General features: G+C 51.6%; 11 protein-coding genes. 4 read left to right on the top strand and 7 right to left on the bottom strand.

Annotated features, from left to right (window positions below; translation table 11 throughout):
* Positions 1 to 33: 33 nt before the first annotated feature.
* The 4 genes from ACFSUF_RS21800 to ACFSUF_RS21785 form a co-directional block, all read right to left on the bottom strand.
* Entirely contained in the window at positions 34 to 1,791 is a 1,758-nt protein-coding gene (locus tag ACFSUF_RS21800; protein ID WP_377606560.1) for an ABC transporter ATP-binding protein, read from the bottom strand.
* Positions 1,792 to 1,824: 33 nt separating this feature from the next.
* Positions 1,825 to 3,567: an ABC transporter ATP-binding protein gene (locus ACFSUF_RS21795; protein ID WP_377606557.1), complete on the bottom strand. Its 1,743-nt coding sequence runs from the start codon at positions 3,565 to 3,567 to the stop codon at positions 1,825 to 1,827.
* A gap of 32 nt (positions 3,568 to 3,599) precedes the next feature.
* Positions 3,600 to 5,045: a DEAD/DEAH box helicase gene (locus tag ACFSUF_RS21790; RefSeq protein WP_377606555.1), complete on the bottom strand. Its 1,446-nt coding sequence runs from the start codon at positions 5,043 to 5,045 to the stop codon at positions 3,600 to 3,602.
* A 181-nt stretch (positions 5,046 to 5,226) separates the two neighbouring features.
* Positions 5,227 to 5,583, bottom strand: a complete 357-nt coding sequence (locus ACFSUF_RS21785) for a nucleotide excision repair endonuclease (RefSeq protein WP_377606553.1) — start codon at positions 5,581 to 5,583, stop codon at positions 5,227 to 5,229.
* A gap of 135 nt (positions 5,584 to 5,718) precedes the next feature.
* Here ACFSUF_RS21785 and thrC point away from each other — a divergent pair, with 135 nt between their 5' ends.
* The gene (thrC, locus tag ACFSUF_RS21780) at positions 5,719 to 7,110 is read left to right on the top strand and encodes a threonine synthase (RefSeq protein ID WP_377606551.1); all 1,392 of its coding nucleotides are present in this window, start codon (positions 5,719 to 5,721) and stop codon (positions 7,108 to 7,110) included.
* Between the two features lie 461 nt (positions 7,111 to 7,571).
* Here the strand turns inward: thrC and ACFSUF_RS21775 are convergent, their stop codons facing one another.
* The 3 genes from ACFSUF_RS21775 to ACFSUF_RS21765 all read right to left on the bottom strand — a co-directional run bounded on the left by ACFSUF_RS21775 (position 7,572) and on the right by ACFSUF_RS21765 (position 10,678).
* Complete coding sequence (locus ACFSUF_RS21775) at positions 7,572 to 8,396, bottom strand: carbohydrate ABC transporter permease (RefSeq protein WP_377606549.1); 825 nt, start codon at positions 8,394 to 8,396, stop codon at positions 7,572 to 7,574.
* Between the two features lie 7 nt (positions 8,397 to 8,403).
* Positions 8,404 to 9,279, bottom strand: coding sequence for a carbohydrate ABC transporter permease (locus ACFSUF_RS21770; protein ID WP_377606546.1), 876 nt, complete (start codon positions 9,277 to 9,279; stop codon positions 8,404 to 8,406).
* A gap of 79 nt (positions 9,280 to 9,358) precedes the next feature.
* Positions 9,359 to 10,678, bottom strand: a complete 1,320-nt coding sequence (locus ACFSUF_RS21765; protein WP_377606544.1) for an extracellular solute-binding protein — start codon at positions 10,676 to 10,678, stop codon at positions 9,359 to 9,361.
* Positions 10,679 to 10,913: 235 nt separating this feature from the next.
* Here ACFSUF_RS21765 and vanG point away from each other — a divergent pair, with 235 nt between their 5' ends.
* The 3 genes from vanG to vanT are packed head-to-tail and all read left to right on the top strand — an operon-like array spanning position 10,914 to position 14,984.
* On the top strand, positions 10,914 to 11,969 hold the full coding sequence (vanG, locus tag ACFSUF_RS21760; RefSeq protein ID WP_377606542.1) for a D-alanine--D-serine ligase VanG: 1,056 nt from the start codon (positions 10,914 to 10,916) through the stop codon (positions 11,967 to 11,969).
* 2 nt (positions 11,970 to 11,971) lie between these two features.
* A complete protein-coding gene (locus tag ACFSUF_RS21755) occupies positions 11,972 to 12,820 on the top strand; it encodes a D-alanyl-D-alanine carboxypeptidase family protein (protein WP_377606540.1) in 849 nt (282 codons plus the stop codon).
* On the top strand, positions 12,813 to 14,984 hold the full coding sequence (gene vanT, locus ACFSUF_RS21750; RefSeq protein WP_377606538.1) for a serine racemase VanT catalytic subunit: 2,172 nt from the start codon (positions 12,813 to 12,815) through the stop codon (positions 14,982 to 14,984). Before ACFSUF_RS21755 ends, vanT begins: the two co-directional genes overlap by 8 nt.
* Positions 14,985 to 15,034 lie beyond the last annotated feature (50 nt).

Raw genomic sequence — 15,034 nt, 5'->3', positions numbered from 1 at the left:
GGCTTTTCTAACTGTCCATTTGTTTTTTTCCTGTTAGGCCGATGCCGATTCGCCTTTTTGCAGCTGATACATCTTAAAATAGCGTCCTTGCAGCGCCATCAACGCCTCGTGGTTGCCCCGCTCCACAATCTCGCCGCGATGGAGCACGAGAATCTGATCCGCCTCGCGGATCGTGGACAGGCGGTGGGCGATAATCAGCGTGGTGCGTCCGGCACTGACGACGTTTAACGCCTGCTGAATCAGCCCCTCGGTCTCACTGTCGATACTGGCCGTCGCCTCATCGAGAATGAGGATGGACGGGTCAAACGCAAGCGCCCGCGCGAACGAGATGAGCTGCCGCTGACCGGAAGACAGCGTACTGCCCCTCTCCACCACCGGCTCATCGTAGCCTTGAGGCAATTGTTCCACGAACGGAGCTGCGCCGACATCCCGGAGCGCCGCCTTCACTTGATCCAGCGTGATTTCGTCGTTATACAGACTGACATTAAACTTAATATCGCCCGCGAACAAATATGGATCTTGCAGCACAATGCCCATATGCTTGCGGAGCGCTTGCTTGGAATAGGTCGTAATATCCCGGCCATCAATGGATATTTCCCCGCTGCCCGGCTCATAGAAACCAAGCAGTAAGTTGATGATCGAGCTTTTGCCCGAACCGGTATGACCTACCAGCGCAATAGTTTCGCCTTTGCGGGCCTCGAATGAAATGCCTTTCAGCACCGGCTCCCCTTCTTTGTAGCCAAACGTGACGTTATCGAACTTCACATTCCCTTGCGGGCGCTCCACACTGCCCTTTTTCTCCACCTCGGCGCCTTCCATGTCCATGATCGTGAACACTTTTTCCGCGGATACAAAGGCTCTCTGCGCATTCGTCAGTTGATCGAAAATCCCGATAATCGGTTGAAAAATCCGGCCCAGATAATCAATGAAAGCGTAGAACACACCGAAAGAGATGACCGACACCAACGACTCCCGGCCAAAATACCAGATCACCGCCGCTGTAACCAGACTGCCAATCGTTCCCACGATGTTCCGCGAGGAGAGGGAAAACACCCGAAACTGCTTAATTTGATTTACATAACGGTCCTTATTCAGCACTTCAAACTCATCCTGGGTTACGTTCTCCCGCCGAAAAGCCTGAATAATGGGCATCACCGTGATGGACTCGTTAATCATCGCATTCATATCGCTGAGCCGGGCCCGCATGATCGTAATGAACACTTTGGAATACTTCAGATGAACAACCATAATGACCGCGAACAGCGGCGGCAGCAGCAAGCAGAACAGCGCCAGACGCACATCCAGAATGAACAGCGCGATGAAAATCCCCGTCAGCTGCACGAAGCTCACGACAAACGTAGCCATGAAGCTCATGAACAGATCCCGTACCGCTTCGGTATCATTTGCGATCCGCGACACAATCTGGCCAATCGGAGTATTGTCAAAATACCGCAGCGGTATGCGTTGAATATGCCGCATCAAATCCATGCGCATATTCTTGATAATCTGCAGCGCGGTGGATTGCAGAATATAGGATTGTGTAAAGTTGCCTACACTGGCGAGCAGCAACAGACCCATGTACAGCGCAAGTAAGCCCAGCACCGCGCCGAGATCTCCCCCGCCTGCAGGTGAAAGATGCTTATCGATAATCGTCTTCGTAATATACGGTCCGCCCAGTTCAGCGCCGACGGCAACACATAGGATGAGCAATGCGCCGATAATTTTGAATTTATAATCCAGCGCGTATCCGATCAGCCTTCTCGCAGTGGACTGCTGTGATGGATTCTTCATAATGGCCTCCTGCCTGTGGAAAGGATTCTCCATCTATTCTTCCAAACTTGCTTCCATCTGTTGACGTTCCCACTGCTCTTTATACCAGCCTCCGAACAGCATCAGCTCTTCATGAGTCCCTTCTTCCACGACCCGCCCGTCGTTCAGGACAAGGATCCAATTGGCGTGGCTTACAGCGGACAAACGGTGCGTGGAGATCAGGGTTGTCTTGCCCGTGCGCTCCAATCGGATGTGATGCAGAATGCGAGCCTCTGTCCGGGCGTCCACCGCCGATAACGCATCATCCAGCAGCAGGATGTCGGAGTCGATGAGAAGCGCCCGGGCAATCGCCAGCCGCTGCTTCTGGCCGCCGGAGAGCATGACGCCGTTCTCGCCCACGATCGTCTGCAGCCCTTCCGGCATATGCGCGATGTCCTCCGTGAAGGAGGCCATTTCCACGGCGCGGGCGATCTCCTCCGGCGTCGCATCCGGCTTGCCGAGCGCGATGTTGTCGCGGATCGATTTCGACAGGAGCAGATGCTCCTGCGGCACGTATGCGACCCATCGCTTCACCTGGTCGATTGCAATCCGCTCGACCGGATGCCCCGCGATGAAGAGCTGTTCCGGCTCCACCGGATATTGCCGCAGCAGCTGCTTCAGCAGCGTGCTCTTCCCGCTGCCCGTCTTCCCGACAATCCCCAGGGTTTGTCCGCGTTCGAGCCTGAAGGACACTTCCCTGAGGCTCGGTTGACTCGCTGTGGGGTAAGTGAAGGTCAAATTCCGCATCTCAATGGAGGTCGGCACCTCAACCGCCACAGGTCTTTCCGCATCCAGCAAGTCCGGCTTCTGCGTCAGCGCATTATCCAGACGATCCGCCGAGGCGCTGCCGCGTTGAATCACATTAATAAACTCGCCAAACGAGATCATCGGCCAAATTAACATACCCAAATAAATATTAAAAGAGATCAGCTGACCCAGCGTAATTTCGCCTTCCAGCACCAAGTAGGAGCCATACCCGATGCCTATGGAATAACTAACTCCGACAATTAACGAGATGAGAGGTTGAAACATCGCGTTGAGGAAGGAAACCTTCTTGTTCTTGTCCATCACATCGGAGGTCACCTTGTCAAAGGCGTTGACATCATCATTCTCCTGCACGTAGGAACGAATGACCCGAATGCCGGAAATCGATTCCAGCGCGTGGTCATTCATGCGTCCGAAGGAAGCCTGAGCCGCCAGAAACCGGGTCCGGACCTGCTTGCCTAGTTTACCGATGACGAAAGCCAGCAAAGGTAACGGAATAAGCGCCGCAAGCATCAGCTTGAAGCTCACAAGAGAAATCATTGTAATAATGACCACCGATGCGCCTACCAGCGTGTTCACCAGCGTCATGACCCCGTACCCCGAGGTTTGGCCGATGGCCAAAATATCATTCGTGGCGAGCGCCATTAGCTGACCGGTGCTGTTGCGTTGGAAGAACGCCGGTGTCATGCGGGTCATATGCGCCAAAAAACGCCCCCGGAGCAGCTTCTCAATCAATGCCGAGTTCCCGAACAAAGTTGTGATCCACACGTAAGTCATGATATACAGCAACAAGGATATTCCAATCAGCAGGAGCACCGTTTGGGTAAGTCCCGCGGAGGTTAAATCCTGTTCCCGAATCCGGTCCACCGTATTTCCGATGAGCTTGGGCGGAACGATCGTAAGCAAGCTTACACCCGCCATCAAGGTGATGGCCAGCGCGTAATACCCCCATCTTTCTTTAAAAAACCATTGCAACCGCGTAACAAAAGACAATGTTCCCCACCTCTTCTCTTCGGATTCCCACCCTATTTATTCGCTTTGTGCACCTTGAGTTGTTTTCCTTTGATGGTTGTAGTTTTCATAGCCTGAATGACATGCGGACCTTTTCCGTTCAAAATATCCACATAAGTCACATTGTCCTGAATCGTGATAATGCCGATATCCTCGGCTGTTACGCCTTCGATTCTAGCTAAGGTTCCGACGAAATCGACCGCGCGCAGCTTCTTCTTTTTGCCTCCGTTAAAATACAGCTTCATAATCTCCTGATTGAGAACCGCATTCTTCTCTTGCTTCAGGCGGGGCTTGATGTTCAGCTTCTGTTGAAACGCCGGCGTCTTCGCGGAAATCTCGGCTGGGGTCGGGGTTGCGAGCTCCGGAATTTTGAACCCGATATACTCTTCAATCTCAGCTAATCTTCTGCCGTCTTGCGGCGTCACGAACGTCAGGGCTTTCCCGCTGCTGCCCGCGCGCCCTGTCCGCCCCGTCCGGTGCACATAGCTTTCCTTGTCCAGCGGCGTATCGTAGTTAATGACCAGACTGATATTGTCGATATCAATGCCTCTGGCGGCAACATCCGTAGCGACCAGGTACCTGAACTGCCCTCTGCGGTAAGCTTGCATCACTTCCAGACGGTCCTCCTGCATCATGCCCCCGTGAATCCGGTCCGCCGGATAATCCGCATCCGCCAATTGCCTGAACACCTGATTGACCCCCTCCTGCGTTTTGCAAAAGATCATACAGCTGTCCGGGTTCTCGGTTATCGTCACCTTTTCCAGCAAGGAGGGCTTGTCCGATTCCGCGACTTCGATCATGCCGTGTTCGATGGTAGCCGTGGTAAGGCCGCTGGCTTGAATTTCAATATACGCCGGATCGTTCATGTACTTCCGGCTAAGATTGTCCACGTCCTCGGGCAGCGTTGCGGAGAACAACATCGTGATGCGGTCCTTCGGCAGCTCGTTGATGATCGCCTCGACTTGGTCGATAAAGCCCATGTTCAGCATCTCGTCGGCTTCGTCGATGACCAGATACTTCAAGCGTCGCAGGTTTAGCGTGCCGCGCTGGATATGATCCAGCACCCGTCCCGGTGTCCCTACGACAACGTGAGACTTCTGCTTCAGCTCCAACGTCTGAATGTGGAACGGCTGCTTGCCGAACACCGCGGTCGCTTTAATGCGCTTGAACCGTCCGATGTTGGTGATATCTTCCTTCACTTGCACAGCAAGCTCCCGTGTGGGGGTCAGCACCAGCGCCTGCGGTTTATTCTCGTTCCAGTCCACGCCTTCGCATAGCGGTATGCCGAAGGAGGCCGTCTTTCCGCTCCCCGTTTGGGATTTCACAACCAGGTCTTTGCCGCTGAGAGCCGCGGGGATGACCTTGCTCTGCACTTCGGTCGGTTGAAGATAACCTAAATCCTCCAATGCGCGCAGAATGTCATCGGATAGGTGGTAGCTTTTGAAAGTAATGTCACTCATGATTTATATGTTATCCTTCCGGCGTTCCCATTTTGTGGTATTAAATTTATTTGTATCACTATTATACCATTTGCGTTGTTGGCTGTTCATGTTCATGGCTCCCGGGAAACAGGTATGCTTCCACTAAAAAAGCCACAAACCCATCCGTTTCGGACTGCGCTTATGGCTTGCTTGCTCTGGGCTACTTGTATAATACCTTGTCCACGTTGTACTTGGCTTGCAGCTTGTTGATGATGTACGTTTCATAGATTTCCCGTTCCACGGCGTCCGGTACGATACACACCTCAATCTTCGTGACCTCATCCCGGTGGTTTCTGATTGGAGAGACGGTGTCTTCAAAATGTTTCTTAATCCGCGGTCTCAGCTTCCGGGCTTTCCCCACGAATAACAGTTCGTCCTTGGCGTTATAGAACATATAGATTCCGCCTTCTTCTCTCGTGATCAGGTGGAAGTCGGTAAACCCGTTAATGTGGCTCAACTGGGGATTTTCTTGCTTGTGAATCGTAACAGTCGGTGTCGGTATCGTAATCAGAATCACGGCGGTTCACTTCCTCATTCAATATAGGTGTACATCCTATCACATTTTTTCCGGCAAAACCATGTTTTCGGGTCGACCGCAAGGCTCCCTTAAGCTACAATAATAGATAAATTTGTATTGTACAAGGAGACTGTTATGAAATACATCAGCACGCGGGGACAAGTAGCCCCGATTGGCTTTATCGATGCGGTTCTGATGGGACTCGCCGACGACGGCGGCTTGCTTGTGCCGGAACGCCTCCCGCAATTATCCCAAGATACGCTGCAGCAATGGCAGAAGCTTTCTTATACGGAGCTTGCGCTTGAAGTATTCTCCTTATTCATGAAAGCCGATATTCCCCGGGAAGATCTGAAGAAGCTTGTAGATGACAGCTACGGCACCTTCCGCGAAGAAGACGTCACGCCTGTTCGCCGGATTCATGACGGTCTGTACGTGTTGGAGCTGTTCCATGGGCCTACTTTTGCATTCAAAGACGTTGCTCTGCAGTTCCTGGGTAACCTCTATTCTTATATTTCACGCCGCAACAACTCCATTATCCATATTCTCGGCGCGACCTCCGGGGATACCGGCGCATCCGCGATCGAAGGGGTACGCGGTAAGGAAGGCATTCGCATTTGTATTCTGCACCCTCATGGAAAGGTGAGCAAAGTGCAGGAGCTGCAAATGACCACGGTAGATAGCGCCAATGTGCTGAATCTGGCTGTGGAAGGCACGTTCGATGATTGCCAGCGCATCATCAAGGAGCTGTTCGCGGATGTGGAATTCAAGCACCAGTATCACTTGCGTGCCATCAATTCCATTAACATTGCGCGGATTTTGGCACAAACGGTGTATTACTTCTACGCCTATTTCCGGTTGGTCGACCAGGGCGTTGCGGGGGATAAGATTAACTTTAGCGTGCCTACGGGTAATTTTGGCGATATCTTCGCCGGGTACCTGGCGCAGAAGATGGGCTTGCCGGTGAACAAGCTGATTCTGGCTACAAATGAAAACAATATTCTGGCGCGCTTCGTGAACGAAGGTGTGTATCAGCCGGGCGAGTTCCGCGGGACGCACAGCCCATCCATGGATATTCAGGTGGCGAGCAACTTTGAGCGCTACCTGTTCTATCTGTACGGAGAGGATGCGGCGAAAGTAGCGGCGCTGATGGCACAGTTTAAGGCGGATGGCCGGATTGCTATAGAAGGCGAGGCTCTCGCGCGGGTGCAGGCCGATTTCGCAGCGTACAGCGTGGAGAATGAGGCCTGTCTGGATGCGATCGAGGGAACGCATAAGCATCAAGGCTACTTGCTCGATCCCCACACGGCATGCGGTGTGACGGCAGCGGCCCATCTGGCGGCGGCAGGCGAAGTAACCGTGGCGTTGTCCACGGCGCATCCGGCGAAGTTCGACGAGTCGATCCGGTTGCGGGGCATCCGCCAGACGTATCCGGCGCAGATCGAGGCATTGTTCAACAAGCCGCAGTTCCAGAAGGTTGTCGGCGGCAGCAACGAGGAGATTAAGGCGGAGTTGTTGAGATTTTTCTAGGTAGATAAAGAAGGACAGAGCGATCAGATTTATCTGATGCTCTGTCCTTTTGTGTGTTTATAGGTTCGGGGAATATTCTAACGAATCGTAACGAAACTTAGAAGGCTATAGGCGATGTTCGGAATCTCTAACGACTTAGCAGGCTATTTGGAGCTTTTATGGGTTCCCGTCTCATGCGGCTCCATTGGGACTATGTTTGGTCGAAGCAGCTTTTGCCGCCCTTATGGTAATGAATTTCGCTCTTCGGTCAGCGTATTTCGCTATTTTGCCAGAATTGCACCTATGGCCGCTAGTATCGACAATGAATTTCCTTAATCGGTAGTCACATGTGCGCATTAAGGAAAATCACTGTCGGAAAAGTACCAAGCCGGCGCAAAATGAGCAAATTAGAGTAACTAGACAGCAGAATAAGGAAAACCGTTACCATACTAGGTGTACGGGTTACCACTTACCGCTTACCTCTACCCCTTCACCGCTCCATCCATCAAGCCCGCAAAAATATAACGCTGGAAGAACAGATACAGCAGCACCGTCGGCAGCATGACGATCAGGATGGCGGCGGACAGCTCGTTCCAGTACGAGGCCCGCTCCCCGACGAACGTCATCAACGACGTGGACAAGGTATGCAAGTCCTTGTCCGGCATGTACAAGTACGGAATGTACATGTCGTTCATGATCTCTACCGTTTTGATGATGGCCAGCGTAGCGGTCGCCGGGAGCATCAGCGGGAAGATGATCGAAGTGAAGATTCGCAAGTAGGAGGCGCCATCCAGCATTGCACTTTCATCCAGCTGCACCGAGATCTTCTCGATAAACTGCAGGAAGATGAAAATCTGCAGCAGGTCGGTGCCGATGTAGATCAACGTAGGCGCGGCGAGCGTGTTGTATAAGCCAAGCGCCTTAATGATCTGAAACCGGGCTACTTCCGCGGTGTAGAACGGTACGACCATGGCGACGATGAACAGGCCGAAAATGACTTTCTTGAGCCGGAAATCGAACCGGTTCAGCACATACGCCGTCATCGAGCCCAGCACCGCGTTCATCAGAACGCTTACGATGATGAGCACACCGGTGTTGAGGAAGCCGGTCACCATGTTCCCTTTGGTGAAGGCGGCCATGAGGTTGCCGGTGTAAAAGCTGCTCGGCAGCGACAGCGGCGAGGAAGCCGCCAGTTCCGCGGGCGGTTTGAACGCAGCGAAAACAACGAGCACAATCGGAATCAGGACGATAAATGTAATGACTGCGAAAATGACGTAATACAGGGGCTGCATTTTGCTTGAAGTCATAGCTGTCTTACACCCCTCTTTCCTTGAAAAATTGCTTCTGAACATAACTGAATACTACGATCATGACCATCAGCAGAATCGCCATCGCCGAAGCGAGGCCGTAGTTGTTGAACTTAAACGCGGTATCAATCGTGAATAATGTGAACGTGCTGCTAGAGCTTCCCGGGCCGCCCTGCGTCATCAGGAACGGGATATCGAACACCTGAAGGGCTCCCCGGATGTTTAGGAACAGCACAATTTCCACAACCCGCCGGATGCCCGGGATCGTAATGTGGAGCAGCTGCTGCAGCGGGCTCGCACCGTCCATACGCGCCGCTTCGTACAGGTCCTGCGGAACGGACTGCAGTCCCGCCAGAAACAAAATCACATGCAAACCGCAATAACGCCAAAGCGATACTGCAATCAGCGAGTAGTTCACGACCGCCGGATCGCTCAGCCAGCGCTGAATCCAGGACTCCAGCCCGAGCCCGTTCAATGCCAGGTTAATCGGCCCGTTCAACGGATTGTACAGGTAGCTGAAAATATAAGCCACGGCCACCCCGTTAATCACATACGGCAAAAACACAATAGATCGGAAAAACCCGCTCGCCCGGATTTTGGAGCTCAACATGACCGCAACCACAATTTCCAACGGGATAAACAGCAAATGTACAATAAAATACAAAGCGTTGTTATACAGCGACTTCCATAAATCCGGTAGACTCCACAACTTCGTGTAGTTGTCTACGCCGACATAATTGAGGTTTTTGCCGATCCCGGTCCAATCCGTAAAGCTCAGCTGAACCAGCTTTAGTGTAGGATACACGAGGAACAGCAGCAGCAATCCGATCGGGACGATCAGGAAGGAGAAAACTAACATTTTTCTCTGAAGTTTGTAACTCATGGCGCCTCCGCTCCTATATAAGGAGAAAACGACCGGCATATGCCCAGCCGTTCTCCCCCTCTCTTTACTTACTTCCAATTCACTTCGCTACAGCTTTAGACCACTTGTCGTTCAACTCTTTGGAAATATCGCTCAGCTTTTTGCCTGACATCATGTCTTGGCCGATCTTTTTCCAATCCAATTGGGTGTCGTTAATCAGCTGGCTGTAAGCCGCATCGCCCGGTACATACAGGAATTCTTCGAACTTATTGTTTTTGTAGTAGTCCGCTAGGAAAGGTACGTTTGCCGTCACGCCTTCCATCGTGGAACCCAATTTCACTTTATCTACATACTGTTGGTGCACTTCAGGGCTGTACAGCCACTCCATGAACTTCCGCGCCGCGTCAGCATGCTTCGTGTTTTTGTTGATGCCATAGAAGTGGTCGGTAAATGTCATGACTTTGAGCGGTTCGGATTCGGTGTCGCGGATCGGCAATGGGAATGCGGACAGGTCGTTGGCATCTCCGCCTTTGGACAAGTACGTATCCAGGTACCACAGCCCCGCCGCTACGATCGCCGCTTGTTTGGATTCGAACAGGCCGGTTGCTTGATCCCAGCTGATGCCGAGCGGATCCGGACCCATAAGCTGCGCATTGTACAGAGCTTCGATTTTGCTGTAAGCCTTATAGAATGGCGTGCCCTCGGAAAAAGGCTTCTCTTGTGTCGCAATCGTGCTCAGGTAATTGGTATCAGCAGAAGTCAGGTGGTGCATAAATTCGTTGAACGGGTAGTCCGGCCAGCCGTCTTTACCGCCCATCGCGTATGGGATGTATTTGCCGTTGTCTTTGATTTTTTGCATCACATCGATGAATTGGGGCCAAGTTGTCGGTACGTTCAAACCCAGTTCCTTGAACTGGCTCGGGTGGTAGTACACCATTTCAGGGAAGGAAACGAAAGGCAGTGCCAGCACTTTCCCGTCAACCGCATACGTCTTGGCGAATTTGTTCTTCGCGGTAACGCTTAGGTCATCGATCGGCATTAGCTCAGACTTGAAATCGTTCAAATGGTTCGGCTTCAGCTCGAACACGTCCGGCATTTCATTCGCAGACAAGCGTACCTTCATCGCGTTCAGGTAGTCGCCGTCGTTCTTGAACGCTTCCACTTCCACCGTTACGTTAGGGTCCACTTGCGAGTACTCTTTTACTTTGGCTGTCAAAAAGTCGATAAAGGAAGCGTTCACGTCCCACATCGCCATTTTCAGCGTCACTTTTTCGCCCTTCGATGTTTCTTCGGTTTTTGTGCCGTCCCCGTTAGCCTCAGCGTTGCCTCCGTTGCTGTTGTCAGAATTACCGCAGCCTGCCAGCAGAATAGAGAACAAGAATATTGCGGCCAAAGCCAATGAGCTTAGTTTTTTTGTCATTCCCGATTGCCCCCCGTGATTCATTAATTGATTACGCTTACAGGTTTCATTGTAGTTGGTCTGCAAACGCATTCACATCTCCATTTTTGTTCTTTTCTTCTCTGATTTTGAACTGTCCCGCGAAAGATACCTTACAACCTTGTCATAAAACTGAAATGCCAATCGATAGGTAGTTCACGGGGGCGGTGTTATAACTGAAGGAGCAGTTCAATTAACACAACTGGAGATGATACTTATGAAAAAACTTACCGTTGGGGTCTTGTTCGGCGGCCGTTCGACAGAACATGAGGTCTCCCTCTCTTCTGCTTCCGCCGTCCTTGACCATCTGGATCGCAATAAATATGACGTTGTTCAAATTGGAATTACCCGCGAAGGGTTCTGGTATAGATATGACGGGAACACGGAAGGAATCCGCAGCGGGAGCTGGGTCTCGGAATCAGGCAATATCCCCGTCCTATTATCGCCTAATAGAGAATATCCGGGACTGTTGGAGCTCACCGGCACGGAATACCGCTACACCCCGCTTGATGTCGTGTTTCCGGTGTTGCATGGACAGTTTGGAGAAGACGGGACTTTACAGGGATTGCTTGAAATGTCCGGTATCCCCTTTGTCGGCTGCGATATGCTGTCATCGGCAGTCGGAATGGACAAGCCTATTGCAAAAACACTGGCTGCGTCCGCCGGTTTCAAAGTGCCCCCCTTCCTTATGGCAGTTCAAGGAACTTCTATAGAGGAACTTACAGCATCTGCTGAAGCACTTGGCTATCCGCTCTATGTAAAACCCGCCAGGTCCGGGTCCTCTATCGGCATAAGCAAGGTTTACAACCGGGATGATCTGCTTTCGGGCATTCGGGAAGCTTGGAACCATGACAGCAGGATCATTATCGAATCGCATGTGGAAGGCGTGGAAATCGGATGTGCGGTGATGGGCAACTCCGAATTGGTTACAGGGGAAATTGATGAGGTAGCGTTAGCCGGCGAATTTTTCGATCATACGGAGAAATACTCCCTGGCTACCGCAGCCATCCATCTTCCCGCCAGACTGGATGCGGCTCAGGCCGCGCAAGCGAAGGACATTGCAATCCGCATTTACAGGCTGTTAGGATGCAGCGGTCTCTCCAGAGTCGACTTGTTCCTAAGCCCGGAGGGAGACTTTTATTTCAATGAAGTGAACACGATTCCCGGATTTACTGCAACCAGCCGTTATCCCAATATGATGCGCGCTGCCGGTATAGAATTTCCGGAACTGCTTGACCTGCTAGTAAAGACAGCTATGGTGAGGGGGCGATAATTATGAAAGGATCTCCTGTCATTTTCGGCAATGCGCCGGTAAACCGGTACGAAGACTTTATTCTATTGTCACCGCAGGATGTACACAAGGGCCAGCTGATTCTAGTCAATCAGGAGCATCCTGTTCAAACGGAAGCGGAACACTTGATTACTCTTCCATCCCCGCTTCATCAATCAAGCCGGTCTGAGGAAAAACAGCTGCTGCTAAGCAAAACTTGCATGTCACAACTGCACGCATTGTTAGAGGAATGTGAGGCTGTTGACGAGATCGAAATCGTCAGCGGCTTCCGCTCCAAAGAAACGCAGCAGCTGCTGTACGAGGATACATTGGTCAAACGAGGCGCTGAGTACACAGCCAAGTACGTTGCATTGCCTGGAGCAAGCGAACATCAAACCGGGCTGGCTGTGGATGTGGGGCTGCGCCGCGGAAAGAAAGATTATATCGCTCCGGGTTTTCCGGATACCGGCATCAGCGGACTATTCAAGAAGAAGGCGGCCGATTTCGGGTTTATCCGCAGATATCAGAAAAGTAAGTCTGTCCTTACGGGGATCGCGGATGAGCCTTGGCATTACCGTTACGTAGGCTTCCCTCACTCTGCCATTATGGAACAACTTGATTTATGTTTGGAAGAGTATATCAGCTATCTAAAAGAGTTCAACTTTGGAGATACCCACCTTTATGTAACGGACGGGCATCTGTCTTATGAAATTTATTACGTTGCTGCTAAGGAAGATTTCACTCTGCTGCCGGTACCTCAGCACATGAAATCTGCTTGGGAGGTTTCAGGCAATAATGCGGACGGCTTCATTATGACGGCGGTACATTCGGAAAGAGGCGCCGGCAATGACTAAGGAGAGGTACGGCGGAATAGACCTGTTTAAGTTCTTTGCAGCGATTCTAGTCATCACGATTCATACGGGTCCGCTTCTCTCCTACAACAGCCGTGCAGACTTTCTTCTGACAAGCCTTGCGGCCCGTATCGCGGTTCCTTTTTTCTTCATGGCGTCCGGTTATTTTTTCTTTCATAAAATCAAAAACGAACAGGGTAACCAGACAAAGCTGTTACGACAGTTTTTGCAGCGGACAGGTATTTTATACGCCATCTGCATACTGATCTATCTCCCGGTGAACGCCTATGCCGGTCACCTTACCGGAGCGTGGAACTTGCCTATTCTGATCAAGAGCCTGCTCTTTGGCGGCACCTTCTATCATCTCTGGTATCTACCGGCCCTAATGATAGGAGTTGCCATCGTATATGGTTTACGTTCCTTCTTACGGGAACCTTATGTAATCATCGTAACTTTACTGCTATATCTTGCCGCTCTGCTTGGTGATAACTACTATAGTCTTGCTGCAGAGAACCAAGCGCTGCAGAACATGGTTCAGCACGTTTACGGAATCATGGATTCCACAAGGAACGGCATCTTTTTTGCGCCTTTATTTATTGCCCTTGGCAGTCTGGAGGCGAACCGCAGGAAACCGAAAAGATCTGCCCTTCACAGTTATATTCTGCTGTTTGGGATATCTATGGCAGTGCTGTTCCTTGAAGGCCTCCTGCTTCAACGTTCGTTTGCCGGGACTGCCATCGCTCCCTTCAACGATATGTACGCAGCGCTGGTGCCGGCCGTATTTTTCCTGTTTCTTATTCTTCTTGCCGGCCGCGGTAGAGAACACAAATGGCCAAGACGTCTAAGTACGTGGATTTATGTCCTGCATCCGGCTGTTATTGTAGGAGTAAGGGGAATTGCAAAGCTTACGGGTTTAGAAGCCATATTGATAGAGGATAGTCTGGTTCATTTTGCATCCGTCGTGATTCTGTCTGTGGCCGTCTCCCTGCTGGGGATCAAAATCCTTGATGTATATAAAAAGGAACGGACAAGCCCGCTGCCTCGAGGCAAGGAAAGAGCATGGGCCGAAATCAGCATCGCTAACTTATTACACAACGTAAGACAACTTCAGAGCCTGCTCCCCCGCAGCACCGCTTTAACGGCCGTAGTCAAGGCAAATGCCTATGGCCACGGCAGCGTTGAAATTGCTAAGGAATTGCAGAAAGCCGATATTCATAGCTTCGCCGTGGCGTCAGTCGACGAGGGCGTTGCATTGCGCAGAAGCGGACTCAAAGGAGAAATTCTGATTCTCGGTTTCACGCCTACGCACCGCCTTGACGACGTGAGGCGTTACAAGTTGGTGCAGACGGTTGTTAGTGCAGCCGATGCAGAGCGTCTGCAGGAGTTCGGCAAGCCTCTGCGTGTCCATATCAAGATAGACACAGGTTTGCACCGGCTGGGAGAGCCTTACTCCAATACCGAAGGTATCCTGTCGATGTATCGCCACAGCAGGCTGCATGTTGCAGGGACCTTTAGTCATTTGGCCGCTGCTGACAGTTTGGAAGCTGACGATCTTGCTTTCACCCGGCTGCAATTTGAGCGCTTCCAGCATACCGTAAGTCAAATTCGGGCTGCCGGACTAAAGACAGGGAGACTGCACCTTCTCAATAGCAGCGGTATTCTTAATTATTATGACGCCGGAATGCAATTGGATGGAGTCCGCTCCGGCATTGCGCTGTATGGCCTGCTCTCGAAGGAGACGGATCGGGTCCGGGCTGATATAGACTTGCGCCCGGTCATGTCTTTGAAGGCAAATGTCACTAGAGTACAGCGTATCCATGCAGGAGAACCGGCCGGCTATAATAGAAGCTTTCTTGCCGAGAGAGACACTTCCATCGCCACACTTTCCATTGGCTATGCCGACGGTATCCCCAGGGAACTCCCGGAGAAAGGCGGCTCCGTTCTTATCCGCGGCCGACGCGCCCGGATCCTAGCAACGATTACTATGGATCAAATGCTCGTCGACGTTACAGGGATACCCGGCGTACAGCAAGGAGATACTGTAACTTTGCTAGGCAGGGATGGAAACGATGAGATCACCGCAGGAGAAATAGCGGAATGGACCGGTACCATCACCAATGAACTCCTCAGTACCGTTGGCGCTAGGGTAACGAGAATATACCAATGAAACACCCCTTAGACAACAGGCTCGCAGTTGACATGCTGCCGTCCGGTCTA

It is taken from the genome of Paenibacillus gansuensis, assembly GCF_042684925.1.
Classification (GTDB): domain Bacteria; phylum Bacillota; class Bacilli; order Paenibacillales; family DY6; genus Paenibacillus_N; species Paenibacillus_N gansuensis.
This window is presented reverse-complemented; position numbering and strand designations above follow the sequence as displayed.